This is a genomic window from Pseudomonas sp. PvP009, assembly GCF_017832995.1.
GTDB classification, from domain to species: Bacteria; Pseudomonadota; Gammaproteobacteria; order Pseudomonadales; family Pseudomonadaceae; genus Aquipseudomonas; species Aquipseudomonas syringae.
Window position 1 is genome coordinate 3,000,881 of sequence record NZ_JAFIBG010000001.1, and the last position, 15,181, is coordinate 3,016,061.

The 15,181-nt window shown below is 59.4% G+C and carries 14 protein-coding genes; 9 read left to right on the forward strand and 5 right to left on the reverse strand.

What is annotated here, in order from left to right; all coding sequences use genetic code 11:
• Nucleotides 1-10: 10 nt before the first annotated feature.
• Nucleotides 11-826 (reverse strand): shikimate 5-dehydrogenase, encoded by an 816-nt coding sequence (locus tag JOE29_RS12705; RefSeq protein ID WP_044312891.1) that lies wholly within the window; start codon nucleotides 824-826, stop codon nucleotides 11-13.
• A 210-nt stretch (nucleotides 827-1,036) separates the two neighbouring features.
• Here JOE29_RS12705 and JOE29_RS12710 point away from each other — a divergent pair, with 210 nt between their 5' ends.
• Together JOE29_RS12710 and JOE29_RS12715 are read left to right on the forward strand one after the other, a co-directional pair.
• Entirely contained in the window at nucleotides 1,037-1,396 is a 360-nt protein-coding gene (locus JOE29_RS12710) for a hypothetical protein (RefSeq protein WP_003318019.1), read from the forward strand.
• Between the two features lie 172 nt (nucleotides 1,397-1,568).
• The gene (locus JOE29_RS12715) at nucleotides 1,569-1,751 is read left to right on the forward strand and encodes a hypothetical protein (RefSeq protein ID WP_003416408.1); all 183 of its coding nucleotides are present in this window, start codon (nucleotides 1,569-1,571) and stop codon (nucleotides 1,749-1,751) included.
• 96 nt (nucleotides 1,752-1,847) lie between these two features.
• Here the strand turns inward: JOE29_RS12715 and JOE29_RS12720 are convergent, their stop codons facing one another.
• On the reverse strand, nucleotides 1,848-2,408 hold the full coding sequence (locus JOE29_RS12720; RefSeq protein WP_210079567.1) for a hypothetical protein: 561 nt from the start codon (nucleotides 2,406-2,408) through the stop codon (nucleotides 1,848-1,850).
• Nucleotides 2,409-2,670: 262 nt separating this feature from the next.
• Between JOE29_RS12720 and pbpG the strand changes: the two genes are divergently transcribed.
• A complete protein-coding gene (gene pbpG, locus JOE29_RS12725) occupies nucleotides 2,671-3,612 on the forward strand; it encodes a D-alanyl-D-alanine endopeptidase (RefSeq protein WP_016568047.1) in 942 nt (313 codons plus the stop codon).
• Between the two features lie 70 nt (nucleotides 3,613-3,682).
• Here the strand turns inward: pbpG and JOE29_RS12730 are convergent, their stop codons facing one another.
• Nucleotides 3,683-5,113: an NAD-dependent succinate-semialdehyde dehydrogenase gene (locus JOE29_RS12730; protein ID WP_057407045.1), complete on the reverse strand. Its 1,431-nt coding sequence runs from the start codon at nucleotides 5,111-5,113 to the stop codon at nucleotides 3,683-3,685.
• 251 nt (nucleotides 5,114-5,364) lie between these two features.
• Between JOE29_RS12730 and JOE29_RS12735 the strand changes: the two genes are divergently transcribed.
• Complete coding sequence (locus tag JOE29_RS12735; RefSeq protein ID WP_210079568.1) at nucleotides 5,365-8,136, forward strand: RHS repeat protein; 2,772 nt, start codon at nucleotides 5,365-5,367, stop codon at nucleotides 8,134-8,136.
• A 107-nt stretch (nucleotides 8,137-8,243) separates the two neighbouring features.
• Here the strand turns inward: JOE29_RS12735 and JOE29_RS12740 are convergent, their stop codons facing one another.
• Both JOE29_RS12740 and JOE29_RS12745 read right to left on the reverse strand, forming a co-directional pair.
• Nucleotides 8,244-9,104, reverse strand: a complete 861-nt coding sequence (locus JOE29_RS12740; protein WP_003318012.1) for an SDR family oxidoreductase — start codon at nucleotides 9,102-9,104, stop codon at nucleotides 8,244-8,246.
• A 112-nt stretch (nucleotides 9,105-9,216) separates the two neighbouring features.
• On the reverse strand, nucleotides 9,217-10,356 hold the full coding sequence (locus tag JOE29_RS12745) for a glutathione-independent formaldehyde dehydrogenase (protein WP_003318011.1): 1,140 nt from the start codon (nucleotides 10,354-10,356) through the stop codon (nucleotides 9,217-9,219).
• A 427-nt stretch (nucleotides 10,357-10,783) separates the two neighbouring features.
• On the opposite strand from JOE29_RS12745, the gene JOE29_RS12750 reads away from it, so the two are divergent.
• The 5 genes from JOE29_RS12750 (at nucleotide 10,784) to JOE29_RS12770 (ending at nucleotide 15,181) form a co-directional block, all read left to right on the forward strand.
• Nucleotides 10,784-11,374, forward strand: coding sequence for an amino acid synthesis family protein (locus tag JOE29_RS12750; RefSeq protein WP_044312893.1), 591 nt, complete (start codon nucleotides 10,784-10,786; stop codon nucleotides 11,372-11,374).
• 53 nt (nucleotides 11,375-11,427) lie between these two features.
• A complete protein-coding gene (locus JOE29_RS12755; RefSeq protein WP_161421253.1) occupies nucleotides 11,428-12,276 on the forward strand; it encodes an alpha/beta fold hydrolase in 849 nt (282 codons plus the stop codon).
• The gene (locus tag JOE29_RS12760) at nucleotides 12,273-13,754 is read left to right on the forward strand and encodes an aldehyde dehydrogenase (RefSeq protein WP_210079569.1); all 1,482 of its coding nucleotides are present in this window, start codon (nucleotides 12,273-12,275) and stop codon (nucleotides 13,752-13,754) included. Before JOE29_RS12755 ends, JOE29_RS12760 begins: the two co-directional genes overlap by 4 nt.
• Nucleotides 13,755-13,767: 13 nt before the next feature.
• Nucleotides 13,768-14,253: a flavin reductase family protein gene (locus JOE29_RS12765; protein ID WP_003420850.1), complete on the forward strand. Its 486-nt coding sequence runs from the start codon at nucleotides 13,768-13,770 to the stop codon at nucleotides 14,251-14,253.
• A 175-nt stretch (nucleotides 14,254-14,428) separates the two neighbouring features.
• Complete coding sequence (locus JOE29_RS12770; RefSeq protein ID WP_032661522.1) at nucleotides 14,429-15,181, forward strand: GntR family transcriptional regulator; 753 nt, start codon at nucleotides 14,429-14,431, stop codon at nucleotides 15,179-15,181.

Consider the following 15,181-nt stretch of genomic DNA (forward strand, 5'->3'; position numbering starts at 1 on the left):
GACCTGACGGCTAGCCGGCTCTGGCGAAGGCTGCAGCCTGCTGATACTGCTCGTCGGTCGGACGCACCCCGGTATAGAGCACAAACTGCTCCAATGCCTGGATCGCCGCCACTTCATCACCAGTTACCACACGCTTACCCAGGCGACGTGCCGCCTGGATCAGCGGCGTGTCGGCGGGGGTAGCCACCACATCGAAAACCGTTTCAGCGGCTTCGATGGCTTGCAGGTCAAACGACAACTCATCAGCTTGCGCGCCCTGCATTCCTAATGGAGTGACATTGACCAGCAACGGTGGCCGCGCGCTGCCCAGCTCCGCCTGCCAGCGAAAGCCGCACGCCTCTGCCAGGCGCCGGCCAGCCTGCTCGTTGCGGGCCACGATCAGACCCTCGGTGAAACCCGCGTCACGCAGCGCGAACGCAACTGCCTTGGCCATCCCCCCGCTTCCGCGCAGGGCAAAAGCGCTGCGCGGCACCGCATGGCTCTCCATCAGTTGAGCGACGGCGATGTAATCGGTGTTGAACGCCTTGAGATGTCCGTCGGTGTTGACGATGGTATTGATCGACTGGATAGCGGCGGCCGAGGCGTCCAGCTCGTCGACCAGCTCGATACAGGCCTCCTTGAAGGGCATCGAAACTGCGCTGCCGCGAATCCCCAGCGAGCGTATGCCGGCCACGGCGGCGGCAAGGTCATTGGGGGCGAAGGTCTTGTAATAGAAGTTCAAGCCCAGTTGCTGGTAAAGATGATTATGGAAACGCACACCAAAGTTGCCAGGACGGGCGGCCATGGACATGCACAATAATGTCTCCCTGTTAGCAGTGACGGGCATCGGTGTTTCCTCCAGACGGTAATGGCTTGAATCTTCGGTAGAAGCGTATGCTACGCGCCAGTGAACGCGAGGACATACGCGGCGCACCTTACATAAAATTTACTCAGCACTTTCGCAGATTCTTACAATTTCGGTGTCATAGTGTTATCCCGTGGCAGTGCTTGAGAGTGATGCAGGCGCGCGACAACGGGTTGAGAGCGAGGAACAGTCATGATTCGTCAAATCCCCAAGATCGCCTTGTTTGTAGGTGCCCTGGCCCTTGCTGGCCAGGCGAATGCTGACCGTGGCTGGGGTGGCCCTGCCGTGGTAGGTGCTATCGTTGGCGCTGCCGTTGTCGGGGCGGCGGTATCTTCAGGTCGCGACAGAACGGTGTACGTCGAGCGCGAGCCAGTGTATGTGCAGCAGCGGCCGGTCTACTACGCGCCGCCACCGGTCTATTACCAGCCGGCCCCGGTCTATCAGGTTGTTGAGCGCTACCCACCGCCTCCACCGCCTGGCTACTACCATCATTATTACGGGCCACCACCAGGCCCCGGCTATTACTACGGCCCGCCACGCGGCCGCTGGTAACAGAACAAAAAACCCGCCTTTTCAGGCGGGTTTTTCGTTGCTGTGCTCACACTATGGGCTGCCAATGCAATGCGCCAAACCCTCGTTGTTATCAATGACCACTATTGAGAGCGTCGATTTCTGACTTGCCCGCCTGCCCTCTACAGTAGCGCCATGGATTGAGGAGGCACTTATGACCAAGGTACACATCATGTCCGTCGTCGGTAGCGCAGTTCCAGCCCCGCTCAGAGCGCGCGGCCTGCTGGCCTGCTGGTACCTGATTCAGGATGGCGAACCCGTCAGCGGCCCGCTCGCGTCATTGCCTGTTGCAGAGGCCCTGTCCCGGCAAATGCAGTGCCAGCCCCTCAACAGCTGACTTCTTCTGCAAACCTCGTGCGTTGCTCCGCACATCCCTTGCCCGCCTCTTTGATGGCGGGCTTTTTTTTGCCACGGAAAAAGCCGGTGATCAGACTCAGCCGCGCTCGGCCATGGCCGCGTTGACCTGACAGCGATGGGTCAGTTTCTGCAGGCGTTTCTCCAGCGCCATGAACACGACGCGATCGGTACGGCCGCTGTCGAGTTCATCGATCAGGTCATTGGCGACCTGACGCAATTCATAAGCCAGCACCACGCGGTCATCGTTAAGATCCTGTTTATGTGACTCGAACAGGCGATGCAGGTAATCCTGTAACGTGTATTTCAGGCTGTGCCGGTCACTGGCGCGCAGATGGGTCAGGTTGAGGCTGATGCGACCCTGCAGTTCGCTCAGCTCGCCGCACAGGTACTGCATGCGCCGCGCGTAGCCCACTTCCCGGTCACGTATCTGCCTGTGCGCCAGTTGCGCTTCCTGCTTGCGCTGGATGGCCGGTACTGCAACGGCCGCCATCAGCCCGACAATCAGCGCGATTGCCTGCATCCAGCCTGCCCAGTCGCTTGGACGTGAGGTAAAGCCGACACCCAGCAGCAGAATGACGATCAATGACGCGATGATCACCAGTACTGCGTAATCCTTGCTGACAAACCCCTTGAGCATTGCATGACTCCTGAATCGGTGACCTGAATGGCATGGAATGCTAATCGGTGCGGGCCTTGCGCACCACGAATATTCAATTGAGATTCGGTTTTTGGCAGGTTGCAGAGCAGAAAGCGACTTAACAGCAACTTAATGAACGACCGATTGCGTCATTTATTGCGCAAACGCCCACCCCAGCCCATCGACATACGGCAAAGTCTGCTCATAAAATGCAGCGTTTTGACGCGATCCCTTCCATTTACCACCTTTTATCGAGTGAGCCTTGCTCTTGAAAATCCGTCTGTCTCTTTTGGGCCTATTATTTGTACTTACCGGCCCCGTGCTTTCCACCCCTACGCTGGCAAACGAACCTGCCGTCCTGAGCCGTGATCCTTCCAACCTGCACCTCGCCTCGGGCAGCGCAATGGTCATCGACCTGCAGACCGACAAGGTGCTGTATTCCAGCAACCCGGATGTGATCGTGCCGATTGCCTCGGTCACCAAGCTGATGACCGCGATGGTCGTGCTGGATGCCAAGCAGCCGATGGACGAAGTCATTCCGGTGAACATTTCCCAGACCCCGGAAATGAAAGGCGTCTTCTCCCGCGTCAAACTCGGCAGTGAAATGAACCGTCGGGACATGTTGCTGATCACCCTGATGTCCTCGGAAAACCGCGCGGCGGCCAGCCTGGCACACAGCTATCCGGGCGGCTATCCGGCGTTCATCCTGGCGATGAACGCCAAGGCCAAGGCGCTGGGCATGAAACACACGGCCTACGTCGAACCTACCGGCCTGTCGGTATACAACGTGTCGACCGCGCGCGACCTCACCAAGCTGGTGATGGCGGCGCGCAAATACCCACTGCTCAGTGAGCTGAGCACCACCGAGCAGAAGACCGTGACCTTTCGCAAGCCGACCTACACCCTCGGTTTCAGCAACACTGATCATCTGGTGCGCAAGGACAACTGGGACATCAAGCTGACCAAGACCGGCTTTACCAATCAGGCCGGTCACTGCCTGGTGCTGCTGACCAGCATGGCCAACCGCCCGGTTTCAGTGGTGATTCTTGATGCGTTCGGCAAGTACACACACTTCGCCGACGCCGGCCGCATACGCAAGTGGATGGAAACCGGCCAGAGCGGCCCAGCGCCCGAAGTGGCCCTGCAGTACAAGAAGGACAAGAACCTGGTCATGAGACAGACCGGTATTCAAGCCAGAGACTGAGTGGCGCAAGCAACGAAAAACGGTCGCGATGCTTGCACATCGCGACCGTTTTTATTGAGTCGAGCAACACTCAGTTGTATTGAGTGACCAGCTTGGTATTCAGGTAGGCCTCAATGGCCTCAGTGCCACCTTCGGAACCGTAACCGGAATCCTTGATCCCGCCGAACGGCACTTCCGGCAAGCCGATGCCCTGATGGTTGATCGACAGCATGCCCGCTTCGATATAGGTGCTCAGCGCCTGGGCAGTCTTCATCGACGTGGTGAAGGCATAGGATGCCAGCCCGAACGGCACGCGGTTGGACTCGGCGATGGCCTCCTCCAGCGTGTCGAACGGCACCAGTAGCGCGACAGGGCCGAAAGGCTCCTCATTCATGATGCGCATGTGCGGCTTCAGGCCACTCAACACGGTCGGCTCGAAGAAATAGCCAGGTCCTTCGAAAGCCTTGCCACCGGCAGACAACGTCGCACCACCACGCACCGCGTCATCGATCAGATCGACCAGCGCAGGAATACGTCGATCATTGGCCACCGGGCCCATGGTAGTGCCCGCCTCCAGGCCGTTGCCGACCTTGATTTCGCGGGTCAGGCCGACGAACTTCTCGGTAAACGCGTCGAGCACCTTGCGTTGCACCAGAATCCGCGTGGGCGACACGCAGACCTGTCCGGCGTTACGGAACTTGGCCGTGGCCAGCACGCGAGCGGCGAGGTCGATATCCGCATCATCGAACACCAGCGCCGGTGCATGACCGCCCAGCTCCATGGTCGCCCGTTTCATGTGTTTGCCAGCCAATGCGGCCAATTGCTTGCCGACCGGCGTGGAACCGGTAAACGTGACCTTGCGGATGACCGGATGCGGGATCAGGTAACCGGAGATTTCTGCCGGATCACCGTAGACCAGACCAATGACGCCGGCCGGCACACCGGCATCGGCGAAGGCGCGAATTAGTTCGGCTGGCGACGCCGGCGTTTCTTCCGGGGCCTTGACGATGATCGAGCAGCCCGCAGCCAATGCCGAGGACAACTTGCGCACCACCTGGTTGATCGGGAAATTCCAGGGTGTGAACGCAGCGACCGGGCCGACCGGCTCCTTGATGACTTTCTGTTCGATGGACACGCCCCGCGATGGCACGAGACGGCCATAACTGCGACGCCCTTCTTCGGCCAGCCAGTCGATGATGTCCGCCGCCGACAGGGTTTCCATGCGCGCTTCGGCCAGCGGCTTGCCCTGCTCCTGCGTCATGATTCGGGCGATGCTGTCTGCACGCTCGCGAATCAGGTTCGCCGCTTTCTGCATCAGCTTGTAGCGATCATAAGCCGAGGTCGCGCGCCAGGTGGCAAAGCCACGCTCGGCCGCCGCCAGGGCTTCGTCAAGGTCGGCGATGCCGGCATGCGCCACAGTGCCCAGCGCCTCGCCCGTCGCCGGGTTGATGACTGACAGCGTGCGGTTGTCGCGGCTCGCGCGCCACTGACCATCGATATAAAGCTGTACGTCTGGATACATGAACAATTTCTCCATAAGTCGCTGAAAAGGAACGGTGTGGCCGATGGATCAGACTCGCTGATCAGCACCGGCCATCGGCAAAAATGCCAAGCGCTGCGGCTCGTCGATTTTGCGACGCGTCGTGACGCGCGTCGACAAGCTCACAAGACGTTCAGGGCCGATGGTCTCATTGGCCTGCGCTATGCTGCACTTACGACGATACTTTACTTACATAGCCTGGGCTCAAGTCACCAGTCAGGGATGACGTGATCATGAACGTACAGTCTGCCGCACTGCATCATCATACGCCCCGCCTGAATGTCGTTAATCCACACGGTCTGGAGATTCGCGCGATTGACTTTTGGCGCAACCAGGCCACGGATACGCCGCAACGACTTGTAAACCGCGTGGCTCATGATGCTGCCGGGCATCCGGTCAACTGCTGGGATGCAAGGCTCTGGGAAAGCCAGGCTGCGGTCAATCTTGCTACTGTGTTTTCCCTGAGTGGTCAGGCGCTTCTCAGCGACAGTGTCGATGCCGGTTGGCGGCTGATGTTGGCCGGTGACAGCGGCGCGGTCGTGGCTGGCTGGGATGGCCGTGGGACTGAGCGGAGCGTGCAGTATGACGCCCTGCTCAGACCCGTTGCCATCATTGAAAACGGACGCTGCGTCGAGCGGCGGCAATACGGCGGGCCGGATACCAAGGGCCATAACCAGTGCGGCCAATGTATACGCCATGATGACCCGGCTGGTTCGCGAATGGATGACGAGTTCGCCCTGGCGGGTGGTGTGCTTGAACAGACGCGGCATTTTCTCTTCAATCCTGAAAATGTCGACTGGCCAGAACCGCTGGTAGAACGTGACGCCCTGCTCGAATCAGGTCCAGGCGCGACTACGCGCTGGGCACACAGTCCGCTTGGCGATGTCATCTCGCAGACGGACGCCCAGCGTAACGTCCAGACCTTTGCCCATACTGTGGCAGGTCATGTTGAGGCCATTTCACTTAGCCTCCCCGGACAGACAGAGCAAGTTCTGGTTCACAGTATCGATTACGACGCTCAAGGCTACGTAACCTCGGAAACTGCTGGCAACGGCGTTGTGACCAAGGCGTTGCATGACGCCGCAAATGGCCGTCTGATCGAACTCAAGGGCACACGGGCAGATGGCCAACTGCTGCAACATCTGCTGTATGACTACGACCCGCTGGGCAATGTCCTGTGTATTAATGATCGCGCCCAGCCGACACGGTGTTGTGCAGGTCAGCGCATTGAGCCGGTGTCGACTTATCAATACGACACGCTTTATCAGTTGATCCAGGCTACCGGCAGGGAGGCCAGGAAAATCAACCAAGGCCCTGTTTTTCCATCCTTCCAGACTCCCCTCGATCCGACGCAGCTGGCCAATTACACGCAAACCTACCGCTATGATGCGAGCGGCAATCTGCTGCAACTGACCCACACGGGCACCCAGTCCCACTCGCGCACCCTGGTCACTTCGCAAACCAGCAATCGCAGCCTGCCGGTCATCAACGATCGACCGCCGGATGAAGCGGCCATCGCTGCCGCGTTCGACGCCAATGGCAATCTGAATGAGTTGCAAGCCGGGCAAGCGATGAGCTGGGACTCGCGCAATCAGTTGCAGCACGTGCGGCCAGTGGTTCGGGCAGCGGGTGACGACGACAAAGAGCGCTATGTCTACGACGCCAGTGGGCAACGCCTGCGCAAAATCCATACGACCAAGGCGAAAGCCGTTGTCCACAATGCCGAAGTGCGCTACTTACCAGGCCTGGAGGTGCACAGCAACAGCGCCACAGCCGAGACTTTGCACGTTATCGTCACCCAGGCCGGGCGCAACGAGGTACGGGTGCTGCACTGGCAGGCGGGTCAACCCGAAGGACTTGAAAACGATCAGGTTCGCTACAGCTTCGCCGATCATCTGGGGTCCGGCACCCTTGAGGTGGATAAAAACGCGCACATCATCAGCCAGGAAAGTTACTACCCGTTTGGTGGTACCTCGTGGTGGGCAGGACGCAGTACGGTTGAAGCCAGCTATAAAACCATTCGTTATTCCGGCAAGGAACGCGATGCAACCGGGCTGTACTACTACGGCCTGCGCTATTACGCGCCGTGGTTGCAGCGATGGATCAATCCGGATCCGGCGGGCACAGTGGATGGGATGAATCTGTATCGTTTTGTCCGGAATTCGCCTTTGCGGTTTGCTGATCAACAGGGGGCTGCTCCCTACGATGTACCTATTACAGTTGTCGTCGCAAACGACCTCTCCAAGTTCAATCCTGAGCAGCTATCCAAAATGTATGACGCCAGGGATGTTGCCGTTTCGTTATTGACGTTCACGCGTTCCGAGCTGTCAAAGGCCTCACCGAGGCGAGACGTAAAAAAGGCATTCGACGCAACCTTCGGTGCGCTGGATCCGAGCGCGCGCGCTGCTACGAGTATCGACGTGGAAGATTCGTTGCGGCAGATGCAGGAGCTCATTGAGCCCATCGGCAGTCCGGAATCTGATTTGACGCTGTTTCTTTTTAATGGACCCGAGCACATTCTCGCATCGACTCATTTTCAAGGCGAGTTTGATGAATCGGTCGAACGGATTGGGGTGTCGGCCTCCCTGCTTGCCAACTACGATGTGCTGGAAGTTGCACGATCCATTATTCATGAGGCCTCGCATGTCCGCCTGAATACAGTGGATGCGTTTTATTATCTGACGGATCCTGACAAGCTCCTCGTCGACGGAGCGGATACCGCACAGGTCAAGGCGTGGTCTGGCGAGTTGCGAAAGTCATTCAGAAAAATCTCGAAGCATGGCCCCAATGAAAAACGATTTGATCCTGCCGACTATACAGTCGCCATGCAGGCGTTGACCGAGAATGCGCACACCCCGGCACAGCGAAAACAAGAGTTCTTGAGCAACACGACGACCCGGACTTTATTATTGCAGATGAATGCCGACACGCTTTCGTCGCTGGTCATGGCGACCGGCCAGCCTGCCCGGTATGCGCAGACACGGATGAATCAGTCTGGAAATTAGACGATCAATGGCAGTACCCGCTTGTGCAGATACAAAGTGTCATTGACGCCTGAAAAAACGGTGCCTGTCTGGGCACCGTTTCAACAAAAAAGGCGTTGTCGGGGTAATTACAGAATCGGCTTGCCGCCCGTCACTGCATAGCGCGAGCCGGAAATGTAACTGGCTTCGTCCGAGGCCAGCAGCACGTAGATCGGCGAAACTTCCACCGGCTGCCCCGGGCGTCCCAGCGGTGTCTCGCTACCGAAGCTTTTCACATCTTCGTCGGTCATGGTCGCCGGGATCAGTGGCGTCCAGATCGGGCCGGGGGCAACGCTGTTCACGCGGATGCCCTTCTCGCCCAGCAACTGCGCCAGACCGCCAGTGAAGTTGGCAATCGCGCCCTTGGTGGTCGCGTAGGCCAGCAGCGTCGGCTTGGGCATGTCCGAGTTCACCGAACTGGTATTGATGATCGAGCCGCCCCGCGGCATATGCGGAACCGCAGCCTTGCAGATGCGAAACATCGCAGTGATGTTGATATCGAAGGTCTTGACCCACTCTTCGTCGGAGATTTCGTCCAGCGTTTCATGCGTCATCTGGAACGCAGCGTTGTTGACCAGCACATCGATGCGACCAAATTCTGCGACGGTCTTGCTCACGATGTCTTCACATTGCTGCTTCTGTGCCAGGTCGCCCGGCAACAGCAGGCATTTGCGACCCGCCTCTTCGACCCAGCGCTTGGTTTCTTGCGCGTCCTCATGCTCGTTCAAGTAGGAGATCGCGACCTGCGCGCCTTCACGTGCAAAAGCGATCGCGACTGCGCGGCCGATGCCGCTGTCAGCGCCGGTAATCAGCGCGATCTTGCCCTGCAGACGTCCGGAGCCCTTGTAGCTCTTTTCACCGCAATCGGGATAGGGGTCCATCTTGCCCTGCAGGCCTGGAACGTCCTGTGGCTGACTGGCAAATGGCGGCTTTGGGTATTCTTCGTTCATTTGAATAAATCTCGCTGAATAAAACGTTGTGACTGAAGCGCTGAAGCCCTTGTCGATCGCCAGTGGCGGATACGACAAGGGCTCTCAGGCCATGCCTGGTCAACTGCGCTTATCACGCACCTGGCTTGAGCACGACTTTGGTCCAGCCTTCATCACGCGCGTCGAAGTGCTTGTAGGCGTCAGGGCCTTCTTCAAGTTTCAGGCGATGGGAAATGATCTGCGACGGCTTGGCGCGACCGTGGTGGATCAGCTCGGCGAGGCGACGGTTGTAAGCCTTGACGTTGGCCTGGCCGGTGCGGATCTGCTGGCCTTTGAACCAGAACGAACCGAAGTCGAAGGCCATCTTGCCTTCCTTCGCGAGGTCGCTTTTGGCGCCCGGATCCTGCGGCACGAAAACACCCACGACGCCGATTCCACCCGTCGCCTTGGTCGAGGCAACGAGGTTGTTCATGGTGACGTGGTTGGCCTCGTGACCGTGACGGTCGCAGCACTGATAACCGACGCACTCACAGCCTCGGTCAGTACCTTTACCATCGGTCAGATTGAGGATCTGATCCACTGCGCCCTGCTCCAGCGAGTTGATCGGCGTCGCGCCCATCTTCGCCGCGAGTGCCAGACGATCTGGATGGTTGTCGACCACGAACACCTGCGAGGCGCCCTTGATCATTGCCGAGTGGGCGGCCATCAGACCGACCGGACCGGCGCCATAGATGGCAACGCTTTCGCCTGGCAGCAGCCCGGCCAGCTCGGTGGCATGCCAACCGGTCGGAAAGATGTCCGAGAGCATGACGTAGTCTTCTTCACGCTCGGCGGCATCTTCGGGCAACAGCAGGCAGTTGAAGTCGGCATACGGCACACGCAACAGCTCGGCCTGGCCACCTTCATGATCGCCCATATCGGCAAAGCCGTAAGCCGCACCCGCGCTGCCAGGGTTGGCGGTCAGACAATAACCGGTCAGGCCCTTCTCACAGTTTTCGCAAAAGCCGCAGCCAATATTGAACGGCAGGCACACCCAGTCGCCCACTTTGATGCGGTCGACGCCGGCGCCGACTTCAATCACCTGGCCGAGGTTCTCATGGCCGAAAATGCGCCCGGTCTCGAAAGACGTACGGCCTTCATACATGTGCAGGTCCGAGCCACAGATATTGGTGGAGGTCACTCTGACAAGAGCATCTGTTGGCTTCTGAATCTTCGCATCCGGTACGTTTTTGACACTGACGTCACGCGGACCGCCATAGACGATGGCTTTCATGTTCGGAGTCTCCTTGGTGAAAAATTCGATGGGGCTTTTTAGGCTCTGTACGAAAAGTGGCTGCGCTCGGTGATGCTTCGTTAAAAACAGGCTCGGAATGCTCATTTACAACACGTAGAGTCGAACGCGACCCCGGCCGTTCCTCGCCTGTTTTTGCCTCGCCTGACCTTCGCTCGCCGACTTTTCGTACAGAGCCTAGGGCTCACCGTATATCTGTCACAACCAGAAGACGCCTGTTCAAAGCGATTGCCTTCGCACCTGACGAATGGTCATTGATGAGTGCGAGCTAGAGCTGTGCGCGCGTATGGATCGAGGAAAATGAGGTGAACGACAAGCCCGGTAGCCGCCGCAAATAAAGGATTTGCATGCACGATCTTATGGTATACCATCAGACGAAATACAAAGACATCTGCTCCGGGAGTCGTTCATGAGCTTTGAAATTCGCAAGATCGTCACGTACACCGAAGAAACCTTCATCGAGGGCGGCAAGGCCACTGACAAGCCGGTCACCATGATCGGACTGGCGGCGGTGATCAAGAACCCCTGGCTGGGCCGTGGTTTCGTCGAAGACCTGAAACCGGAGATTCGCGCCAACTGCTCCGCACTGGGCGAGCTGATGGTCAAGCGCCTCACCGATGCGATTGGCGGAGCGCAAAATATCGAAGCCTACGGCAAGGCTGCCGTGGTCGGTGCGGAAGGCGAAATCGAACACGCATCGGCCGTGATTCATACCCTGCGCTTTGGCAATCATTACCGTGATGCCGTCAAGGCCAAGAGCTACCTGAGCTTTACCAACAAACGCGGCGGCCCGGGTACGTCGATCCAGATACCGATGATGCACAAGGACGATGAAGGGCTGCGCTCGCACTACATCACCCTGGAAATGCACATCGAGGATTCGCCGCGTGCCGACGAAATCATTGTAGTCCTTGGCGCCGCCAATGGCGGACGCCTGCACCCGCGAATCGGCAATCGCTATATCGACCTGGAAGAGCTGGCGGCCGAAAAAGCCCAGTAACTCATGAAGGGCTCGTGGCCCGATCATCTTTAACCTCTGCGCAGGAGCGATCCATGATTCAGCTCACCGCTGAACACACCCCGGCGGGTACCAGCTATCTGGCTACCGGCCAAGGTCACCCCGTGGTGTTGATTCACGGGGTGGGCCTGAACAAGGAAATGTGGGGCGGCCAGATCGTCGGTCTGGCCACGCATTACAAGGTCATCGCCTATGACATGCTCGGCCACGGTGCCAGCCCCCGCCCCGACCCGGAGACGGGCCTGCCGGGCTACGCCGAACAACTGCACGAGTTGCTGACGCATTTGCAGCTGCCGCACGCGGCGGTCGTCGGCTTTTCGATGGGCGGCCTCGTCGCGCGTGCGTTCGCGCTGGAGTTCCCTGAGCACCTGTCGGGGCTGGTGGTGCTCAACAGCGTATTCAATCGCAGCGCGGAACAGCGTGCCAGCGTCATTGCGCGCACCAGCCAGGCTGCCGAGCATGGCCCGGACGCCAATGCGGGCGAGGCGCTTTCACGCTGGTTCAGCCGTGAATATCAGGCAGCCAGCCCGGCGCAGATTGCGGCCATTCGGCACAACCTGGCCAGCAACGATCCGCAGGGTTACCTGACCACGTACAAGCTGTTCGCCACTCAGGATATGTACCGCGCCGAGGATCTGGGCGATATTCGCGCACCGACGTTGATCGCCACGGGCGAACTTGACCCGGGATCGACGCCGCAAATGGCCCGCGAACTGGCCGCGCGTATTCCCGGTGCCGACATCGCGATATTGCCCGATCAACGCCATATGATGCCGGTTGAATCGCCACGTCTGGTCAACCAGGTGCTGCTCGGTTTCTTCGAAAAGATCGGCCTCGACAAACCGGCTTCCGCTCACCATTCGATCAAGGGGATTGTTGCATGAGCCTTACCCGCTTTCAGATGTGCATCGACGGCCAGTGGGTCGACGCGCTGTCCGGCAACACCTTCGAGAGCCTCGACCCGACACTGGCCGAACCCTGGGCGCAACTGCCGGATGCTGACGAAGCCGATGTCGAGCGGGCCGTTCAGGCCGCCCAGAAGGCCTTCGAGGGGCAGGCCTGGCGCGGCCTGACGGCCACGGCACGCGGCAAGCTGCTGCGCAAGCTGGGCGACCTGATCGCCGATAACAAGGAGCAATTGGCGCAGCTGGAAAGCCGCGACAACGGCAAACTGATTCGCGAGACCCGCGGGCAGGTCGGCTACCTGCCGGAGTTCTTTCATTACACCGCAGGGCTGGCTGACAAGCTCGAAGGCGGCACCCTGCCCCTCGACAAGCCGGACCTGTTCGCCTACACCGTGCACGAACCGATGGGCGTGGTGGCCGGGATCATCCCCTGGAACAGCCCGCTGTACCTGACCGCCATCAAGCTGGCACCAGCACTGGCTGCTGGCAACACCATCGTCCTCAAGCCTTCGGAACACGCCTCCGCCACCGTGCTTGAACTGGCGCGTCTGGCACTTGAAGCCGGCATTCCGCCTGGCGTGGTCAACGTCATCACCGGTTACGGCCCGACCACTGGCGCGGCCCTAACCCGGCACCCGCTGGTGCGCAAGATAGCCTTCACCGGTGGCGCGGCTACTGCGCGTCATGTAGTGCGCAGCAGCGCGGAGAACTTTGCCAAACTGTCACTGGAGTTGGGCGGAAAATCACCCAATATCATCTTCGCCGACGCCGACCTGGACAGCGCCATCAATGGCGCCGTCGCCGGCATCTACGCGGCGTCCGGACAAAGCTGTGTTTCCGGCTCGCGACTGCTGGTGCAGGACGAAATCTACGACGAGTTCGTCGAACGCCTGGCCGAGCGCGCCAGCCGGATTCGTATCGGCAATCCGCAGGATGAAGACACTGAAATGGGCCCGATGGCCACTGCCCAGCAACTGGCTGTGGTAGAAGGCCTGGTGGCCGACGCGCTGGCCGAAGGTGCACGCCTGCGCCTGGGCGGCAAGCGACCGACGCTGGACAGCAAGGGCTGGTTCTATGAACCTACGCTGTTCGAGTGCGATCACAATTCGATGAAGATCATGCAGGAAGAAGTGTTCGGCCCGGTGGCATCGGTGATTCGTTTCAAGGACGAAGCCGAAGCGCTGGCCATCGCCAACGACTCCCAGTTCGGCCTCGCCGCCGGAATCTGGACCCGCGACCTGGGACGCGCACACCGTCTGGCGCGGGATATTCGCTCAGGTATCATCTGGGTGAATACGTATCGAGCCGTGTCGGCCATGGCGCCTATCGGTGGTTTCAAAAATAGCGGCTACGGTCGCGAGAGCGGGATAGACTCCGTGCTGGCCTACACCGAACTGAAAACGGTGTGGATCAACCTTTCGCAGGCGCCCATGCCTGATCCATTTGTCATGCGTTAAAGAGGCCGCTGCGATGATAGAACCCGGTATTTACAAAGAAGTCATGGCGTCATTCCCTTCGGGCGTGACCATCGTCACCACCCTGGACCCAGAGGGCAACCTGTTCGGTATTACTGCCAGCGCATTCAGTGCGCTGTCCATCGACCCGGCACTGGTGCTGTTCTGCCCCAACTACGAATCGGACACTTACCCGGTGTTGCGCGACAGCAAGAAATTCGCGATTCACCTGCTGTCTGCCGATCAACAGACAGAAGCCTATGCCTTCGCCAGCAAGGGCAAGGACAAGACCAAGGGCATCGAGTGGCAGTTGAGCGAGCTGGGCAACCCGTTGCTCAGCAACGCCACGGCGATTATCGAGTGTGAGCTGTGGCGCGAATACGACGGCGGCGATCACGCGATCATTGTCGGTCAGGTGAAAAACCTGATCCTGCCGGCGACACCGGTCACACCGATGGTCTATCACCGGGGCAAGATGGGTGCACTGCCAGCCATCGTCTGAGGTGGCTCAGGGCGGTTTTGGTGGTTGCAGGCATGGGCGTGATAAACTCGGCCGCGACCCGGGTTCATCCGTCCGGGCCATGCAGCAGCCCGCGCAGTGTGCGGGTTGCCGACATGAGCGAGACTTTATTTCCAGTCACGTTTTTACTTTGACAGCCCCATTCCGAGCACACCCGATGAAACGCCTGCCTCTCGACGACACCTTCAAGGTCAACCGCAACCCCGTCACGCTGCGCGAGATCGTGCTGGACAAACTGCGCAGCGCAATCATGAACTTTCAGCTGTTGCCGGGTGATCGTCTGGTCGAGCGTGATCTGTGTGACCGCCTCGGTGTGAGCCGCACCTCGGTGCGCGAAGCACTGCGCCATCTGGAATCCGAAGGTCTGGTCGAGTTCGCCGATGCCAAAGGCCCGCGTGTTGCAATCATCACGCTGGCTGATGCGTGCGATATCTACGAACTGCGTTGCGTGCTGGAAGGCCTGATCGTTCAGCTGTTTACCCTGCGCGCCAAGCCCAAGGACATTCGTGCACTTGAAAAGGCCCTGGAGGAAAATCGTCAGGCGCTCAAGGAAGGCGAACTGCAGCAGGTGATCGACTCGGTCCAGGGTTTCTACGATGTATTGCTGGAAGGCTCGGGCAACCATGTGGCCGCGACCCAGCTACGCCAGTTGCAGGCGCGCATCAGCTACCTGCGCGCCACCTCGGTATCCCAGGAAAACCGCCGCGGTGCCAGCAACAAGGAAATGGAGCTCATGGTCGAAGCGATCAAGAGCGGCGACCCGCTGGCCGCGCACCAGGCGTCGGTCGATCACGTACGCAACGCCGCGTGCGTGGCGCTGGAATACCTCAAATCCAAGCAGGACGAAGACAGCAAAGTCCGCGACATCGTCGCCCCCGTCGCGCTGAAAGAACCTCGCATAGGTCGCTGA